Raw genomic sequence first — 19,034 nt, forward strand, 5'->3', positions numbered from 1 at the left:
ACTTTACTATTTCTTATTTAACGCTATAGAGTGCTGCGGAGAATTCTGCACGTGTTGTGTTGGCATCGGTTGAGAAGTTTGCTGTTTGGAAAATCGTCGTCTTATCCAATAGCTTCAATGCAACAATCGATTCATATGCCCAGTACGAAGCCGGTACATCTGTATAAATTGACGCGCTTTTCACTTGACCTTCAACGGAATCTGAAATGTTGAATGCGCGCTCTAATATTATCGCTAGTTGTGCTTTCGATAACGGGTCATTCACACCGAATTTACCATTCGAGTATCCCGCCAGTATTCCTGCCTCATTCATCGCTGCAATGTCTTTTGCAAATGAGTGTGTTGTTCCTACATCCGAGAAAATAACGTTACTTTTTGGTTTTAGTTCCAAAACACGATTTACCATTGCGGCAGCTTGTCCCCTACTTACTTGTGCTTCGGGACGGAATTCCTGATTTGGGAACCCACTGATGATTCCTTCTACATTAAGTTCTTTTATCGCATCATAAGCTGCATGGGCGACCTGAACGTCAGCAAAGTTGCCATCCGTGACTGGCGCTAATTCTGGAGCTGGTGTTGGTGCTGCCGATTTAACTGGCGTATTAGTCACAGAGTCAAGACGTTTTGCGCCTGCATATCTTGGATTCCAGTAAGGATTCGTGTCGATATTATCAATCTTAATTCCAGCGCTTGATGTTGCTGAAATCATATTCTGATTGCCAACGTATATTCCTACATGTGATATTCTACCTTTTCCACCAGTGCCTGCGAAGAAAACAAGATCGCCCGGTTGTAAATTACTTTTGCTAACCGCAGTCCCTTGACTGTATTGTGCGGCGGCTGTCCGATTCAAGTTGATGCCTAATTCTTTATAGACATAACTTGTGAACCCGGAACAATCAAAGCCTGATGTTGTCGTTCCGCCATAGACATATTTGATGCCCAGAAGCTTTTTAGCTTGAGTGACAACTTCATTTGGTGTTGCTGCACTCACTTCCTGCATTTGTGTGATTGGTGCGATTGTTAGTAGTAAAGCCGTAAGGACGACAAGTATGAACTTTCTTCTCAAATTTACACCCCGCGTTAATTTTTTTGTCTATTTATCTATTAGTTTGTTTGCTCTTATACTTTCTCATAGACTTATAGTATCAGATTATAGACCTTTATTAGATTACAGTTCCATTACAATCAAGTAACAGAAGTTTATCGACAAAAAGGCTCAACTATCACCTTTTAGGTAATGGTTGAGCCTCTTTGTCATTCAATTGAAAAGATCGGGCCTTTTTGCACCAGCGAGAAACACACTAAATGTTGCTCTGGTCATCGGTTCTTGAGGTCTAAAGGTGCCATCCGGGTAACCTTCTATAATACCCGTTTGTGCTAATGCACGAATAGCTTCATAACTTGTTACATTCGGAGTCATATCTGTAAATTGAGAAGGCCGTGATTTATCAATAGGAAACTGGAATGCTTGTTGAAGTAATAATGCCATTTCTGCCCTTGTGACGGCATCATCAGGACGGAAGGTACCATCTGTGAAACCAGCAACAAGATTTTCTTCAACCGCAGATTGGATATAACCTGAAGCAAAGCTATTCGGATTTACATCCGTGAAAACAGATTTTCGTTTCTCACCGTTATGTCCAAGCGTCCTACCTAGCAGAACTACAGCTTCTGCACGTGTGATGCGAGCGTCAGGCCTAAATGTGTTATCTAAATAGCCGCTTATCCCTTCGTTATACGCCAAATATGCTATGTGTCCGATATACCATTTATTTTGGTTTATATCTTTGTATTGGGCAGTGTCTACATTTACATTGACCTGCTCAGTCATTTCTTTTCCTTTTACACCTTGGTAAGACAGCGTTAGCTTATGATTGCCCTTGAACCGATATAATTCCCACACTCCCGGCTCGAGTTCTTTTATATCAACGTCCCCCGCCTGAAGTTTTCGGTTCGTGGTTCGATCTGCATTTGACAGTTCCACGACGATTTTACCACGTTCACTATAATGGGATGCGATTGGAATTTCTTCAATTGACATCGGATAACGCACAAGACCGTATCCAAATTCCTTATCGCGCCCTTTCACACCAAGATCTTCTGCTGTGTTTGCCAAAATAGCTCTCATCTTCGTATTCGAAATTTCCGGTAATCGTTCTTTTAGAAGCGCAATGACTCCTACGACATGCGGAGATGCCATTGACGTGCCAGATAACTCCATATAACCATCACGGATTCCGTCATTATCTAGTGAAATTGGGTAAGTACTTCTAATCTTGTCGCCTGGTGCAGCCATTTCTACTTCCGCGCCGATTGAAGATTGAGTAAGACGGGATTTGTTTTGCATGATAGCCGAAACAGCAATAACATGAGCGTATTTAGCAGGGAACTGGACAGAATCTATTAAATCTCCAAATTCCTCATTTCCCGCAGAAGCTACTAAAATCATCCCTGATTGGTAGGCTTTTTCAATCATCAGTCTTAATGCGGGATCATCCTTATCTGTCGTTATACTCATATTAAGTATATCGATGTTATTCTTAATCGCCCATTCTACACCGGCAATAATATCCGAAGTTTTCCCCCTATTTTTTTTATCAATTATTTTTATGGAATATAGCTCTACATCAGGTGCAATCCCGATTGTTCCAATTCCATTATTTTTTGCCGCGATGATTCCCGCTACATGTGTGCCATGCCCTAAATCATCTGAATAGGGGATTCCCTCTGCACACGCCTCTATTGGCAATGCGCAAATTCCACCTGTCACTTCCAAATCATTATGACTGACATCAATCCCGCTATCTAGCACCGCTACTTTGACACCTTTTCCCGTGTAAGGCGAGGTGTTTTCGGGAAGCGTATTAATCAGTCCAAATTGTGCCGGTATGGTCTCCTTTATTTCAGCTACTTCATAGTTATTTACTGGGAAAACTTGCAGATTGGTATCATTGTTTTTTATTTCCTTAAGTTCTTTATCACTTAATGCAACTTCCACCATCGGCAGTAATTCGAATGCTCTTATGAAATCAGGGAACGCCTTTTTAATAATTTCAACATCCCCATCAGAAGAATACAATAAATAATTTGATTGCTCTTCTGCATACGCAGAGATAGGTAATACGGTTAATAGTATTAGAAATGCCGCGGTGATGATACTTTTCAATATAATCCCTCATTTTCATATGTAATGGTATTACGGATATAAAAAAACTCCCCCAGCTAGTCGTGGACTAAGTAGGGGGACTGATTAATGAAGTTTACCGCTCGGTTTAGCATTGACCGTATTATATAATGGTATGATGTCTTGCCTATTTTCATAGTATAAGTAATAGTCTAGCGTGGCCAGGAAAAGTGCTTTAGCCATCTTTTCACGACCTGCCTCTGTATTCATTTGTTGAATATCCTTCGGGCTATCGATGAATCCGATTTCCGCTAGTGCGGCCGGCATTGTATTTTCACGAAGTACCGCGAAATTTCCTTTAGAGTTATTAGGATTCACACCGCGGTTTCTAAGATTATATGCCTCCAACATCCGATTTTGAATGTATTTAGCAAGTGCCCGTGATTCTTTTACATGCGGATTATTTGCAGCTGTTTTGGCATAATAAAACGTTTCTTGTCCATTTGCGCTACCATTGAAAGCGTTTGTGTGAACAGATATGAATATATCTCCCTTATTCGCCTTTGCAAAATTAGTACGGCCTGATAATTCTACAAACTTATCGGTTGTACGCGTCAATTTAGCCTGAATAGGGGTCTTATCAAAATATGTTTTCATTTTTTTCGATATATTTAATACCATATTCTTTTCTAAATAACCAATTCCTACAGCACCTGGATCTCTTCCACCATGACCAGGATCAATAATGACGACAAGGTCTTTCAATGCTTTACCGCCCGGTAATGTTGGTGTTGGTGCTGGTGTTGGTGTTGGTGTTGGTGTTGGCGTTGGTGTTGGTATAACCGTCGATGGTTTGTCAATTTGAATATATGCGGTGTGGACAAATCCTTTTTTACCGTCGAACTGTACGAAAGCCCAATCCCCAACTGAATAAGCATACTTTATATTCTTTCCTGTACTCACGTTACTGATTGAAGGATAAGATGTATTCGGGCCTGACCTAACGTTTAACGTGGTAGCGTTTTTCGTATTCACGAACATGTCTACATTGAATGTTTCTTTTTGTGTTGTACGGAAATCCTCATTGATGCTCCTTGTCAAGAATACGGCAAAATCTGCGCGTTTAATCGTTAAAGATTCACCAAATGAACCGTCAGCTAAACCTTCCGCAATGCCTTTGTTAAGTAGTGTAGATGTCGCTACGCTTACTGAATTCGCGTTATATTCAAATGCACGACTGATTAGGACAGCCATTTCTCCCCTACTTAGGGTGTTGTCAGGATTAAAATTCCCGTTTGGATAGCCTGAAATAATATTAAGATTCGCAAGTCTTTGTATGTATCCTGAAGCGGAACTGTTTAATGTTACATCTGGGAATTTTGTGTTAACTCTTTCCCCATTAAGACCAAGCGATCGTCCCAACATGATTGCTGCTTCCCCGCGTGTTACTTCCCGATTTGGGGAGAATTGGGTGGGTGTGACCCCGCTTGTAATACCACCTTGAACTAAATAATATATTTCAGCCTGTGCACGATGTGTCGAACCGACATCAGTGAAGTTTATTGCACTGGCTTTCCCGTGATTTATTGGAGTAAGAACAACTGCCATCAATGCGACGCATATGATGAGTAACCACTTTTTCACTCAATTTCCTCCTTTTAATACTCATTACTCTCCATAGAATACATTAAATAGTAATATTCTTCTATATAACTATCTACCTATATATTACTAGTTTAGTAAATAAGCCATGCAGAATCGCTCCTATACAAGCCATTCACCATCTATTAAACTCTCAGCTTGTTGTAATAATTATCAAATTCATAGAAAAAACCATCCGATAGCTATACTAGCTAATCGGACAGTTTAGGTTTTCCTTATTCTATTTCTGTTGCATTAACATTGATAATACGACCTTCAACTTTAGGTTCTACCCCATTTTCAAATGTCGTCATGTATTCAATTAGGTTTTTGTAGTCTAAGAATCCAGGTTCTGATACACGGCCCTCTTCGTATGCTTTTTTGAACGTAGCGAAGCCGTCTCCCCCTTTAGCTGTGAAGATGTTTGTTGCAACTATATATTCCTTTTCATTATTTAGTGATTCGAAGTCAGTACCATTTTTGACGGAAACTTGCTGAACGCGTTTGCCGACTTCCTTGGAGCTGTCATAAGTAAATTTCATTCCTGCTACTTGGAGGAAAGCCCCATTCTCTTTAAGGCCTCCATCCCCTCTTAAATCAGCTGCAACCGAATGCTCAAGTACTTCAATAATTTCTGTACCTGTAAGTTTGACAGTCGCTAATCCGTTACCGAATGGCAATACTTTCAATACATCTCCGGTCGTAATAGCCCCTGCTTCAATCGAGGTACGAATTCCTCCGCCGTTTTGAAGAGCGATAACCGCATTTTCATCAACAAGCGTTTTTGCCGAATAAAGCATGCCATCTGCAATTAGATTTCCAAGGTTCATTTCACTATGTCTGATGCTCGCCGTGCCAGAACTGTCATTATCACGACTTGCATCAAGTTTCACAAGTGCTTCCACACCGATTGACTCTTTTTTGATTTCTTCGATTTTATCAGCAAACGGCTTTAAAATTTCCATAGCTTTCGGATCCGCCTCATATTGAGTTTTATCCCTAGCTCCTTCACTCGCATCCGTGCTTAGAAGTTCACCTTGATATAATGTAATTTCTCCAAATTGGTTAAATGTTACGTCTAACGTTCCAAGATATTTCGCGTACTCATTTGCTTGTACGATGACGGTCGGTGCATCAAATTCAGTCGAGACATATGGTTCTGCAATGCTTGAGTGAGTATGTCCCCCAACTATAATATCGATTCCTTCTACTAACTTCGCAAGCTCTTTGTCATTGTCAAATACAGTTGCATCATCAAATCCGATATGTGTAAGCGCAATGATTTTTTTGACACCTTGATCTTCAAACGCTTTAACAGCGGCTTTTGCTTCTTCAATGTAATTGCTAAATGCAACAGACCCAACACTAGAAATGAAAGGCGTCTCCTCTGTAGTCAGACCAAACACGCCAACCTTTTCGCCGTTGACATCCTTAATCACACCGTTATAAATTTGACCATCTTCATACTCTTTTGAGACAGATTTTGTTTGTAATCCTTCAAATAACTTATCTTCGGAGAAATCGACATTAGCTGTCAGTAAAGGGAATTCCGCTGCTTTCACAAAATCCGCAAGTGCTTGATGGCCTTCTCCAGAAGAACCGAGGTCAAACTCATGATTTCCGAATGTCATTGCATCAAAGCCCAGGTAGTTCATGAGTTCAACGTCCGCTTGTCCTTTGAATGTATTAAAGTACAAGTCTCCGGAGAACACGTCACCTGCATGGAGAAGAACGTTGTTTTTATTTTTTTCACGGGTTTCTTCCACTGCCGTAGCAACGTAAGGGAAGTTATCAAGGTAGGCATGTGAATCGTTCATATGCATAACCATTAGATCCATGAAGCCGAAATGCGCTTTCGCACGGTCGATGAATAGTGCAAGTTCACCACGTTTCAATGGATCTTCGGCACCAAACTTCGCTTCAGACTTACCTTGTGTGATTCCCCCTTCTATTAGTGCCGAAACGAATGGGGCAAATCGTTTATTGACATCAGTAAATTTCGTTTTCGCAACAGAACTGTCAACATCCAGCAGGCCAGCACTTGCAAGCAGTTTTGCAGCCTCGTTTCGTGTCAATTTGTCATCAGAGCCAAACTTCGTCTTTGTTTTCCCATCAACAACTCCAAGTTCCACCAATAAATTGACAGCCTGTTCCGCTCGTTTGGGAACATCTGTAAAACCTGCGTTCTTATACTTTTTGGACTCATCGTACCCGATAGTTCTTGCAATTAGAACAGCTGCATCGATACGTTTGATGGTTGTTTCCGTGCCGAACTTCGTTTCATTAGACCCTTCCGTAATTCCATTCGAGAAAAGGAATGCTACTGCCCTTTCGTACTTTTCGGATACGTCGGTGAATGTGATTTCGTCAGCAGACGCTACTGGTACACTCATTACTGCCATTGCCGCTGCAGCCGCAGCGGTTGATAAATACATTTTTTTCAACATGTGTCGGCCCCCTGATAAAGTAGTTTGGTAGTATTATTATCTGTTTATTCTACTTTACCAGATTTATCTAAATTAGACTATGAAGTAATTGTAAATTTCAACAGTTGAATAGGAACTCTTACATAAGTGGTGGATCTGGGACAATATGGCGTTCGTTGTTGCGCCAGTTAGTTACCCAATTTTCTAGGCGGTCCATGGCGATTTCGAGTTGGTCAAAGGCGTATGCGTAGGAAATCCGGATGTGGCCTTCGCCGTAGGATGTGAAAGCTGTACCCGGGACGACGGCGATTCGGGCTTCGTCGAGCAGTGTGTGGGCGAATTGTTCGGAAGTTAGGTTGAACTCTTTAATGGAAGGAAAGGCGTAAAAAGCACCATTCGGTTTGACGGTTGGCAGTCCCATAGTGGTGAGTCGGTTGTAGATGTAATCACGTCTGCGAATATATTCCGGGTTCATAGCAGCGGGTGTATTTTGGCAGTCTGTCAGTGCGGTGATGGCTGCGTACTGGGATGGAACACTTGCGCAAAGAATGGTGTAGGCATGTACTTTGACGGCTTGCTGCATCCACTCTTTCGCTGCGAGTAGGAAGCCGATGCGCCAGCCTGTCATGGAATGCGATTTCGATAGGCCATGGATGAGGAATAATTTGTTTTTTAGCTCGGGGTACTGGGCGAATGAGCGGTGTTCTCCTTCAAATATGTTTTCACTATAGATTTCATCGGAAATGATAAAGATTTCGTGTTTGGCGAGTACGGCGGCAAGTTCGTCCATTGTCTTGCGTCGAATCGTGACGCCTGTTGGATTGGATGGATAATTGAGGATGATTGCTTTTGTTTGTTTAGTGATGCGTTTTTCGAGTTCTTTGGGATCCGGGATAAAGCCGGTTGTTGTGGTGTCGAGAAAGACCGGAACTGCGCCGGCGAGTGTGATGAGCGGTTCGTAGCCGGTGTAGATGGGTGCGGGTACGATGACCTCGTCGTTTTTTTCGAGAATGGTCTTAAATACAGTGTCCATCGCTTGGCTTGCACCGGATGTGATGATGATTTCCGTTTGCGGGTTGTAGGTGAACCCGTATTTCTGGGTGAAGAAATTGGATACTGCTTGTCGGAGCTCTAGCATGCCTGCGTTATGTGAGTAGCCGGTTTTATCATCCATAATGGCTTGCTTGGCGGCTTTTTTGACGGGTTCGGGTGTTGGGAAATCGGGTTGTCCGATGGTCAGGTTAATGGCATCAGGGTAGTTTATGAGTTGGTTTGAGATTTTTCGGATGCCGGATAGTTCAATTTGCTGGACGCGCGGGTTGATGGTGAGTGCCATTCGGTTGGTTCCCCCTTTTTGGTGACGGCGTGGGTTGTTCGGGTGGCCGTCTATTTTTGATTGGTGTATATAGTATATGCAGGATTTGAGGGAAACATTTCGGGGTTGATTGGATGAAAAAGCCGCCCAGTGTGTTGGACGGCGGATTGTTTTTTGTGCGGACGTTTACTGGATATTTTCTTCGGATTTTTTGCGCCGTTTCTTCCATAGTTCTTCGCCGGCGCCGGATCCTAAAATGACGCCGGCGACGATTAGGACGAACCCGAACAGATGGCGATAGGTGATGACTTCGCCGAGGAAGAGTGCTGAGCCGAGTAATGAAAATAGGGTGTTGAAGTTAATGAAGATGGCGGCTTTCGACGGACCGACTTTTCCGACAGAGTAATTGTAGAGCATGTGTCCGACGGCTGTACCAATGACAGCACTTGTCGCGAAGCCGAGCCAGAACATTGGCGGAACGGTGGCGAATGCTTTGATTTCTCCGGGTTCTTGAATCAGGCTAATGATGAGTAAAACGACGCTGCCGATGACCATCATATAGGCGGTCATGATACGCGGATCGAGTGTTTTGGCCGCTTTGGAGATGACTAGGAATGACAAGACTTGTGTAGCGATGGAGACGAAAATGAATACATCACCAAGTGCAAGACTGGCGAGTCCCCCACCTGCGAGGACGACTGAGCTGACGCCGCCCAGGCCAACGATGAAGCCGAGCCATTGAACTTTAGACGGTGAGATACGCAAGATGAGCGAAACAAAGATTGCTGTTAGGACGGGGCCTAAGCCGAGTATGAGTCCGGCGTTTGTGCCAGATGTACGGACAAGGCCCATGTTTAGGAAGTAGTGATGGAGGACGACGTTGAGCATTGCGCCCCCGATGATATATTTCCATTCTTTTTTGGTTGGCAGTCGTAGCAGTTTGAATGCGCCCAGGATGATGAAGACGGATATTCCCGCTAGCAAGAGTCGGAATGTCGTCATGGTGACGGGCCCGACGTATAACAGCAGATATTTGAGGAGCGGTAGGTTGAATCCCCAGATTAGCATTGCAGTGGTCAGGAGTGCATATATTTTCCACATGATCGTGGCCTTCTTTCTTTGTTTGGTGACGGACACCTTTGTGATTTTGGTTTTTTTTGTTTGTATTTGTTGTGTATGAAGCTGTTTGTTTTAGTATAGCTGAGTTTTTGGGTTTTTGGTGTAATTTGGGGGAGTTTGTTTGGAGGGATTGGTGGGGTTTGGTGGGATTGTGGGTGGGGTTTGAGCGGTTCGATGGAATATATGAGCGGTTGTGGGCGGAGTTTGGGCGGTTCGATGGAATATTTGAGCGGTTGTGGGCGCGGTTTGGGCGGTCGGATGGAATATTTGAGCGGGCGCGGGCGGGGTTTGGGCGGTTCGATGGAATATTTGAGCGGTTACGGGCGGGGTTTGGGCGGTTCGATGGAATATGTGGGCGGGCGCGGGCGGGGTTTGGGCGGTTCGATGGAATATATGAGCGGGCGCGGGCGGAGTTCGAGCGGTTGGATGGAATATTTGAGCGGTTGTGGGCGCGGTTCGGGCGGTCCGATGGAATATATGAGCGGTTGCGGGCGGAGTTTGGGCGGTTGCCCGGCGTGTTTGGGCGGTTGTGGGCGATTTCTATAAGCTTATTTTCAACATAGCAAAATCTGCTAACCGTTCTTGCTGATTTAGCAGATTATGCGGGGGATTATTATAAATGACTTTGCGTGCAGTATTGGTAGATTGCGGCGGTGGCGAGACAGTCGCCGATTGCGTCATGCGCATCGTGTTCGAGCTGCAAAAACTCGGTCAATGTTGTGAGCTTATGGTTTTGTGTTTGTGTGATTTTCTTCCGGGCTAGTTTGACTGTATCGATGACGGTAAACGTCGGGATTGTGATGCCTTCTATGCTGTCTAGTGCATACAGGAAGCCCATATCGAATGAGGCATTGTGGGCGATAATCGGAAGGTCTCCGATGAATTCGAGCAGTTCGTCAATTGTTTGTTCTATACTTGGCGCCCATTGAACCGATTCATTTGAAATGCCTGTAAGGCGTGTCACCGCTAGTGGTATGTGGCGGTATGGATTAATGAATGTATTGAGCATGTCTTTCATTTCATGATCAATGTATTTTATGGCGCCGATTTGAATGATTTTGTCCGCACCTGCTCTTAATCCTGTCGTTTCAAAGTCGAGTACGATGTAATTATTTACGGAGGCTGATGATGTTATATACTTCTTATCCTTTGCCGCTCTTCTAGCTCCCCAGTTTTGTTGTTTCGGCTTTTTTTCGAGTAATTCGAATGCTTTTGTATTCCAGTCAACCATATAGGCACATCCTTTTCAGTAGTTTCCTTTTCTGATTAATAGTAATTCTACTTATACTACTTAATACCCTTCTTTTCAATGATTACTCATTAATTTAACGGAAATAAAAAAGCAAGATTCCGATACGATGAATTGGAATCTCGCTTTCTTAAAAAGTTATTGTATAAGATGAATTTAACCGATGATACGGGCTGTTGCTTTCTGTTCCAGCGCTCCAAGCAACTGCAGCTACTTAAATGGAAAGCATACGAAGCAAAGATTTATGTGCAACTCTTTAGAAGGTGTCTTATATAGTTAATCATTGACCACTACGAAGCTGCCTGCACCTTTTGTTTCGAATTCGAGTGTATTGTATTTGTATTTTGCTTTATATCTTTCATTCGAATGAAGGTCGAGGACAGCCACTTTGCTTGTCTTTTTCACTTTGGTTACGTCGATTGGAAGGTTGATTTCGATTTTTTCATTGAAATTATTCAATGCGAATCGATTCTCTCCGCTACCGCCTTCTAGACCAAGTGTGAAGTTTTCGGAAACCGCATCTGTGATTGATGACGCGTCAGCTGTGTTGAGTGTGATTGTCACGTCACCGCCAGCTTCTTTTCCGAGTTTTTCGATTGCTTTTTTCGAGAATTTGTATGAAGCTTCGCCTTTTGTAATGAGCAAGTCTTTACGGGATTTTTCAATCGTTTGCCAGATTGCAGCACTGAATTCGATTGTGGATTCCTGTTCGGACGGCGAAACTATGATTTGGATTTCTTTTGCCTTTTTATCATTTACTTGACCCGCGATTTCATCAATTGTTACGACATGTTTTGGCACTTCCGTTAATGCCGCTACCTCAACAACGACTGTTGCAGTAAATTCTTTGTAGATGACTGTGATGTCTGTTTTGCCTGCGCCGATTGCTGTAACGATGCCATTTTCTACGGCCGCTACGGTTTGATCAGCAGAGGTGAATGTTGCATCTTGTGTGACGTCTTTGTCTTCTTTCGTGCCGTCCGGTTTTGTTGTTGTTTCAGTCACTGTAACCTGTTCCGTAGCACCGATTTCTAGTGCTAGGTTTTCTTTGTTGACAGTTACTGTGACTACGTCTGTTGGGACGCCGACAAGCAGTTGTTCGCCGCTATTTCCTGCTGCATCATTAATCACTACTTTAAGTGAATCTGTTGTCGCGTTAAATGCGGGTACAGGGAATGAATACGCGCCGTCTGCTGCCAGTTTGAATTCTACAGGCTCACCTGCCACGCCATTTTGCGTTAAGACGTAAGATGCTTTCAGTTTTGAATTAATATCATAGTTTAGACCATATTTTGCGAGTTCCGCGTTGTAGTCCAGGTATTTGTCTGTCACTTGCCCAGTTGCTTGTCCGTTTATTACCGAACCTGCAATTTCTGGTTTCGTTGTTTTTACGACAACTGGTCCGACGTAACCGCCGACTTCAGGTGGTGTACCTGAAACCGTTTCTCCTGTGAAATCAAAAGTGTATAATCCATCGGGAATGGTTGTAAGTGTTGTCCCCGAAGTCCAAGGTCTATACTGTCCTTTGACACCTAACTGGTATGAACCTGCTGGTAGTGATGCCGCCGCATGAAGATAACCGATGTAACCGTCACCGTATACGCCGCCATCTGGATTCATGATATCCCAAATTTCTAGGAAGTTCGTTGCAAGATTGCCCGTTACAGTGAAGTAAAGCATAGCCTCATCTTGCACGCCGTCCCCGTCAAATGACAAGTCCGTTTCCGTAATTTCAAAGTCTTTGAATTGTACGGCAGCTACTCCGCTGAAGTCCGCTGCGAATGGCAATGACATTTCTGTGTCTCCGCCTGTGATTTTGATATAACCAAGCAATTCAGAACCTGTTACTGTATTTGCTTGTTGAGAAGCTGTCAATGTAACTGTCAGTAATTGCTCGTTATTCAATGTGAATGAAGATTTGTCGACTGTTACTTGTGCATCTGCGAAGGATTTTGTAACATCTACTGCTACATTGTACGTTCCACCGCTGCCTTTCACGTCTTTCACAAGAATCTGTTTTGTCACGGAAATGTTGCCTTCTTTAATGGCTTGAGGACCGAATGTCACTGTCCCTTTTTTGTTTTCGACCACTTCATTGCTATTGTCGAGTACCGCTGTATCGATTGCATAAGCAAGTGCAGATGGATGTGCCGCTGCATAAGCGTCTACACGCCCCGCGCCTTGCGCCATGACGTCATACTTAGCTGTGTCCAAGACTTTTGCTGTGTTGGATAAAGCAACTTTCACGTCAAACGCGTTCCAAGAAGGATTCGCTTGTTTAACAAGTGCTGCGATACCCGCGATATGCGGTGTTGCCATCGACGTACCTGTTTTACGTGAGAATGCTTGGTCATAAGTTGCTGCTGGATTATCTTCTTTGTACATTGGAATTGTTGACATGATATTTGTTCCAGGCGCACTAACGTCCGGTTTAATATCAAAGTTCGGCGTTGACGGTCCACGTGAACTGGATGTGTTTACCTCGTCACCGATTGTCATGGTTTTATTGAAACCTGAGAATGTTACTGTGCCTTGTCCATTCGTAAGCGCAGCGCGAATTGCTTCGCCGTCTGTTTGGGACAAGTCATACGTTGGGATGAATTCAAATGCATCGCCTAGGAATGTACCTGAAGCCTGTGGCGCATTTGAACCGCCTGTAAAGTTATGAATCAGGACTGCAATTGCACCTGCTCCTTTTGCTGCGTCAATTTTGTCCACAAAGGCAATTTCTCCACGTGAGACAAGTGCTACTTTTCCTTTTACATCTAAGCCAGCATAATTGGCTTTTGTACCCATTCCGGTTATTGCTACAACTTCGTATTCATCTGCTAATTGCGATGCTAGATCTACTCCGAATGTCGTTCCCATAAGGTTCATTGTTTTTGATAGTTTGTAGTCCCCAACAGTTACTGTTACATTGCTGTCGAAATGCGCTTCAGGATTTGTTGTATTACCGACTGCAATTCCAAGTCGCGCTGTTGCAGGGGTTCCCATTGTTCCGCGGTTCGGGCCAGAGTTTCCTGTTGCAATTACTGAAATTGTTCCGGCCATCATTGCGTTATTGATGGCAAATGAGCCTGAATCTGTTTCAGAGTTTACTCCGCCACCTAATGATAGATTGATTATATCCATCTCTTGGATCACTGCTTCTTCAATGGCGGCAACGATACCAGATGTGGATCCGCTACCATACGCACCAAGAACGCGGTATGCATATAAATCTACTTTCGGTGCAATCCCTTTAACATTGTATGGATTGTCTCCGATTGCAGCAATTGTACCCGCCACGTGCGTACCGTGAGACGTATAGAAAGCGCTTCCATTTGCATTGAATTCAGGCGTTGCTGCAGGACGTTCAGATGGTAGTGTTTCTGATGCATCGTCTGCTGCTCGCGTTTTCGTATACGTGGAAGAGTTTGGAATAAAGTTCTTGCCACCTTTATAAATTCCAGCGAAGTCTGGGTGGTGTTTGTCGATGCCTGTGTCGAGCACCGCGACTTTAATGCCTTGCCCTTCGATGCCTTCATCCCATAGTTTTTCGATTCCGAGGAATGAAATGCTTGTATCCATTGCTGCATCTACTGCTCCGGATACAGGTGTGACTGTTTCTTCGAGTGCATGTACTTCCGTATCCGGCTCAATTAGCGTAACGCCGGTAAGGTCGAGCATTTTTTCGAGGTCTTCGGCTTTTACTGTTGCAGAGAAACCGTTTAGGACCGTATCATACACGAATTTCTCGTTGATTTTAATGTTTTTAATTTGGGCTTCTTTTTTTACGTTTGCTTGTTGCTTTTTCACTTTTGACTTTATCGCGGTTGCTTCTGTTGCTGAAAGTTTTTCCCCTTGTAGCTCTTTGATCCCCTGTTCGAGGGCTACGGGTTTTTCGGATAGGTGAACAATAATGGCTATCTGCTCACTTCCTGTTAATCCTTGCAGGTCTTTGTGCAGCTTGGAACCGCCTTGTAGTAAGTTTAGTTGTTCAGCGATGGCGGCTTTTTGCTGCAAGACGCTTTCATTAGCTTTTTCCGGCTTAAATGGCAGCGCGTTTGCTGTTTCTGCATTTGCTGACGCTGAAAATGGTGTCAGTAATGATAGAACCATTGCGATAGCCAGGAAAGCACTGAACCGCTTTGTGAACGTGGTCTTCTTCAAATTTGAGTCCCCCTTTGTTATATTGTCAAAATAGTGTGACACTTGTAATTTACCATAAGTTTACTAGTGTGGTAATGATACAAAATACACTTTGTGATAAATCGTTCAAAGGGACTTTATAGGATGAATTAGAGGTTGTGCTGATATTTCTTTTGCGCAGGATGGAGTTAGAGATTCCGCTAATAGCGCTTCGAGGATGCCTCTCGCGATAAGCCGGAAAGGAGGGCGCTTTCAGTCTTATCGCTTCGGCTACCACGAAGTCGCCCTGCGCTGGATGGTCTATGTATGAAGGCACGTTTCGTTGTCGGGGATGAGATTTGCAACCGGTAGTTCCATAAACCGAGAGAATGCATTTAACAACAGAGTTGATATATGGAATGAATCAGAGATCTCGCTAATACCGCTTTGCGCTTTGTGGATGCCTCTCGCGATAAGCCGGAAAGGAGAGCACTTTCAGTCTTATCGCTCCGGCTACCACGAAGTCGCGCTTTCGCTGGATGGTCTCTATGTAGGAAAGCACATTTCGTTATCAGGGATAAGTCCTGTGGCCTGTAGTGCGTATTTCTTCAATGAAATTAGTATCAAATAGTAATCACATTATAATCTCAGTCCCTACATCTCAAAATCACTTTCAATAATGGAAAACTCCAGCGCAGGCGCGTCAAGGGGTAGCTGAAGCCATGAGACTGGATGCAAAGCGTTAATCCAGGCTCATGGGGGACCACTGAAAAAGTTCTATACTATAGTAAGAACTAGTTGATTGTAGTGGAGAGCGGCGACTCCAGCGCTAGCGTTGGGAGCACGAGGGAAGGATGCCTTAATTTCTGCAAAGAACGCAGAAATACGGCAAATCGAACCCTTCGCTGTTCGATTGGCTGAAGCCGTGCCCGCGGAAAGCGTCCGCTCGGAACGGAAATCAACGGGATTGAAGGAAATCGGACTTTTTCAGTGCCCTCGCTCACGGCCAGAGGCATCCCCAAAGCGCCAAGCCTATAATCCACACTCCGTATCACACCTCGCTCTATAAGGAAAATACCAGGATAAAATAGAAAAAATGCGATGTATCGTCATTAATTGACGACACATCGCATCTATTTTTTAAAAGCATTTGATATTCCTAGTTAGACAAGTGGGCGATATGGATCGTCCGGACGGGTATAATCGCCGTCAACTAACACAAGTATTTTGCCTTCATTGAAATAATCGTTGTAACGTGTCGCTTCTTCTTCAGGGATACCCATACCAATAAGTGCGCCGGCAAGTCCCCCGACTCCCGCTCCAGCAGCTGCACCAGTGATACCAGCTACAATTGGTCCGGCTGCAATGATTGGACCGATTCCTGGAATGGCGAGTGCACCGATTCCAGCAAGAACACCACCGAGGCCGCCAAGAATTCCACCGGTTGCCGCTCCTGTTGCTGCACCGTCAGCTGCATGTGTACCTGTTTCATCTGCAATGGCTTCAACGTCTTCTGAATGTTTACTCATGACCGATATCTCATCTGATCCATAACCCTGTCTCTTCAAATCTTCAATTGCTGCAATTGCTTCAGCCTCAGTATGATAATGTCCCACTACATGTCTTGTAACCATTTCATAACGCCTCCTAGAATTTTGTGAAAAGCTAATTGGCTTGCTAGTCTAGAAAATACCCCTTCACTCACATCTGAAACATGTAAACTGTTACAAACAGATTACAGTTTGTGAATCTATGTGTTTTAAACAAAGAAAAAACCCCGCAAATTGCGAGGTTCGTACTTCATCGAATTAGTATATATTTCACGTAATTTCTCCATCCGAATGCTCTCCATTCTTTCTTTGAAGGCAAGTCGGTAGGTATCGGTAGAAACACTTTTGGTTCGTATACATACTCCACCAGCGATGGTTCCTCGAGTACTACCTCACCAAGTGTTAGACCTTCCGTCACAACCGCACGTGTTTCCCATGCAAACGGGGTTTTTACATCTCTTTTTTCGGCACGTCCTTCTTTGTTAATCATCCAGACAGACGCACTTTCTTTATACAAGTCATTTAGCCATTTTTCTTTTACAGAGATGGCATCCGTGGCTTCATTGACGATAACAACTGCGTTGATGTTGGATCCGTACGGAACAGATTCTACTGCCTCGTCCGTTAAAATACGAACTTCATAATAGCTTAGCGGATTCGTAACCTGTGTATCGTCAAGTGCCTTATATGCATTTAGCCATTCATTGTCCATAGCAGGTGCTTGTGAAACGGATAGCACAGTTCCTTCCACAGCATTTTCGAAGCCCGCTCCTTGAATGATTACTGGGTCACCGTTTTTTATTTTTAGCCATTCTTCGTTTTTCGTATAGGTGACAATCGCCTTTTGTGAACTAAAAATATCGACAGCAAGCGTGGAACCGATACGGGTCACTTTGGAAACGACACCGTCCACAGGGCTAATCAATGCGGGCCTGTCCGGATTTTGGGCCAGCTGTGCTTCGATAACCGTTTGTTGACGTTCGATTTCTGCCAAGTCCTGTTCAGCCGCTGCAATTGCCTGCGCAAAAGATCCATCCTGTTTCACATCGACATTGACATCCACGTTCAAACCGACTTCAAGCTTGGTTTCTTCTGCACCTTCTGAGACATTGTCTTGTCGATTGACGTTCGATGAACTATCGGATTGTGCATCTTGGCGTTCGGATTCCAAAGTGGAAATCATGCTTTGTACCGAATAGTACTGCTGTAGAAGCGCATCACGTTCTGCTTCCCAGACAGCACGTTGACCTTCTGCACGCTCTGTTAGCAAAATCGCGATTTCATCCCCGACCGTGACAGGGTCACCTTCTTTTACGAGCCATGAATCGACTGTATCTTCTCCGTCAATGTAGACCGTATACGTTTCAACTGGCGCAACAAATCCTTCTTTTGGTAGTTTCTCCTGGTAATCACTGCTTGTCATTCGTTCAAATTGATCAACATAGACTGATTTGGTGATGACGCTTTTATCAGAAAAGAGCAGATAGAAGTTTGCTGCCAAAAACGAGCTGATTGCAACGGTTACAGCAATATTCTTTACTTTACTCATTGCCGACACCCCTTTCTATGAGGGAATGGAATAAGTCTTCCAGCGGGATAAATCCAACAGCTGCTACAATGAGTGCCATTGCTACGTGTATTCCTATCAGAACCCAGAAAAACCCTTTACGTTCAATACCACCCGTATATGAACGGATGAATTGATATTGAAGTGCGATAATAATCGCGGTCGTCACTGTCAATTGATTGAGGAATAGAATGATGTACCAGTTATTAAGAAAAGTTGCTGCAAGCGGTCCGAAAGAGAGAAAAGACACGCTTGTTGCCGCCCCTTTCATTGTGAACACAAAGAAAATAACCGCTTTCTCGAGCAATAGAATACCTGTTACAAGCAATTGCAACGGCATTAATTTTTTAAATGGAATCGCAGTTAATCGACTTAGTATGTATGCAAACCCGAAGAAATGAAATCCCATATAGATAAGTGCCCATATTATTGCACCGAGCAGTGAAACATATCTTGCAATTGTATAATCGGTTGTAGTCATCGTCGAAAGGAGCGAGGTAATAGACTCCGTATTCATGCCCCATATATCACGTAGTGCGAATAAGAGGAATCCGATAAAGAATACGAATAAGAAACGCCTTTTAAAACCGCGCATCTTCGAATTTTGAAGTTGGTCCGCCAATTTATACGGATTCGTCAAGAATTGCCAAAACTTAAAATCAAAAAACATTGCGGTAATCCCCTTCTGCTAACTATGGCTGAATTTGTTGAAGTCACGAATACTCCTATGCTTACTTTAGCAAAAATTGAGAGATTTGCAATGTTTGAGGGCTTAAAATTATGTCCAGTTTACTAGTTTAGGGAATTGCAAGTGACGGAAACCCCTCTTTCACTGTTTAAGAAACGAACTTTTTGTCTATCCTTCTATAAAAGAGCACAGTAAAAAAAATTATGGGAAATGTTGTTTCTCTTATTTCCCGGGAAATCGAC

The 19,034-nt window shown here is 43.6% G+C and carries 12 protein-coding genes; 1 reads left to right on the forward strand and 11 read right to left on the reverse strand.

Going from position 1 to position 19,034, the window contains the following annotated elements; translation table 11 throughout:
- Positions 1-13 precede the first annotated feature (13 nt).
- The 6 genes from AC25Y5_RS02925 to AC25Y5_RS02950 form a co-directional block, all read right to left on the reverse strand.
- A complete protein-coding gene (locus AC25Y5_RS02925) occupies positions 14-1,069 on the reverse strand; it encodes a C40 family peptidase (RefSeq protein WP_488139034.1) in 1,056 nt (351 codons plus the stop codon).
- Between the two features lie 192 nt (positions 1,070-1,261).
- Positions 1,262-3,169 carry a S8 family peptidase gene (locus tag AC25Y5_RS02930; RefSeq protein WP_488139035.1) on the reverse strand — a complete coding sequence of 636 codons (1,908 nt, stop codon included), beginning with the start codon at positions 3,167-3,169 and terminating at the stop codon, positions 1,262-1,264.
- An 84-nt stretch (positions 3,170-3,253) separates the two neighbouring features.
- On the reverse strand, positions 3,254-4,771 hold the full coding sequence (locus AC25Y5_RS02935; RefSeq protein ID WP_488139036.1) for an N-acetylmuramoyl-L-alanine amidase: 1,518 nt from the start codon (positions 4,769-4,771) through the stop codon (positions 3,254-3,256).
- Positions 4,772-5,004: 233 nt separating this feature from the next.
- Positions 5,005-7,215, reverse strand: coding sequence for a 5'-nucleotidase C-terminal domain-containing protein (locus AC25Y5_RS02940; protein ID WP_488139037.1), 2,211 nt, complete (start codon positions 7,213-7,215; stop codon positions 5,005-5,007).
- 118 nt (positions 7,216-7,333) lie between these two features.
- Entirely contained in the window at positions 7,334-8,530 is a 1,197-nt protein-coding gene (locus AC25Y5_RS02945; protein ID WP_488139038.1) for an aminotransferase class I/II-fold pyridoxal phosphate-dependent enzyme, read from the reverse strand.
- A 165-nt stretch (positions 8,531-8,695) separates the two neighbouring features.
- Complete coding sequence (locus AC25Y5_RS02950) at positions 8,696-9,610, reverse strand: DMT family transporter (protein ID WP_488139039.1); 915 nt, start codon at positions 9,608-9,610, stop codon at positions 8,696-8,698.
- Between the two features lie 161 nt (positions 9,611-9,771).
- Here AC25Y5_RS02950 and AC25Y5_RS02955 point away from each other — a divergent pair, with 161 nt between their 5' ends.
- Positions 9,772-10,191 (forward strand): hypothetical protein, encoded by a 420-nt coding sequence (locus AC25Y5_RS02955; protein ID WP_488139040.1) that lies wholly within the window; start codon positions 9,772-9,774, stop codon positions 10,189-10,191.
- A 50-nt stretch (positions 10,192-10,241) separates the two neighbouring features.
- On the opposite strand, the gene AC25Y5_RS02960 is transcribed toward AC25Y5_RS02955, so the two are convergent.
- From AC25Y5_RS02960 to AC25Y5_RS02980, 5 genes are all read right to left on the reverse strand, one after another.
- Positions 10,242-10,859, reverse strand: a complete 618-nt coding sequence (locus AC25Y5_RS02960; RefSeq protein WP_488139041.1) for a 3'-5' exonuclease — start codon at positions 10,857-10,859, stop codon at positions 10,242-10,244.
- A 294-nt stretch (positions 10,860-11,153) separates the two neighbouring features.
- Complete coding sequence (locus tag AC25Y5_RS02965) at positions 11,154-15,029, reverse strand: S8 family serine peptidase (protein WP_488139042.1); 3,876 nt, start codon at positions 15,027-15,029, stop codon at positions 11,154-11,156.
- A gap of 1,121 nt (positions 15,030-16,150) precedes the next feature.
- The gene (locus AC25Y5_RS02970; RefSeq protein ID WP_488139043.1) at positions 16,151-16,621 is read right to left on the reverse strand and encodes a general stress protein; all 471 of its coding nucleotides are present in this window, start codon (positions 16,619-16,621) and stop codon (positions 16,151-16,153) included.
- Between the two features lie 166 nt (positions 16,622-16,787).
- Positions 16,788-18,086 carry a permuted SH3 domain-containing protein gene (locus tag AC25Y5_RS02975; protein ID WP_488139044.1) on the reverse strand — a complete coding sequence of 433 codons (1,299 nt, stop codon included), beginning with the start codon at positions 18,084-18,086 and terminating at the stop codon, positions 16,788-16,790.
- Positions 18,079-18,774, reverse strand: coding sequence for a hypothetical protein (locus AC25Y5_RS02980; RefSeq protein ID WP_488139045.1), 696 nt, complete (start codon positions 18,772-18,774; stop codon positions 18,079-18,081). Before AC25Y5_RS02980 ends, AC25Y5_RS02975 begins: the two co-directional genes overlap by 8 nt.
- Between the last annotated feature and the right edge of the window lie 260 nt (positions 18,775-19,034).

It is taken from the genome of Sporosarcina sp. Y1011, assembly GCF_057669885.1.

What these genes read in the sequence shown, in the direction of transcription:
- AC25Y5_RS02940 (WP_488139037.1), bottom strand. Translation starts at nt 7,215, where the DNA reads ATGTTGAAAAAAATGTATTTATCAACCGCTGCGGCTGCAGCGGCAATG.
- AC25Y5_RS02945 (WP_488139038.1), bottom strand. Translation starts at nt 8,530, where the DNA reads ATGGCACTCACCATCAACCCGCGCGTCCAGCAAATTGAACTATCCGGC.
- AC25Y5_RS02950 (WP_488139039.1), bottom strand. Translation starts at nt 9,610, where the DNA reads ATGTGGAAAATATATGCACTCCTGACCACTGCAATGCTAATCTGGGGA.
- AC25Y5_RS02960 (WP_488139041.1), bottom strand. Translation starts at nt 10,859, where the DNA reads ATGGTTGACTGGAATACAAAAGCATTCGAATTACTCGAAAAAAAGCCG.
- AC25Y5_RS02970 (WP_488139043.1), bottom strand. Translation starts at nt 16,621, where the DNA reads ATGGTTACAAGACATGTAGTGGGACATTATCATACTGAGGCTGAAGCA.
- AC25Y5_RS02975 (WP_488139044.1), bottom strand. Translation starts at nt 18,086, where the DNA reads ATGAGTAAAGTAAAGAATATTGCTGTAACCGTTGCAATCAGCTCGTTT.
- AC25Y5_RS02980 (WP_488139045.1), bottom strand. Translation starts at nt 18,774, where the DNA reads ATGTTTTTTGATTTTAAGTTTTGGCAATTCTTGACGAATCCGTATAAA.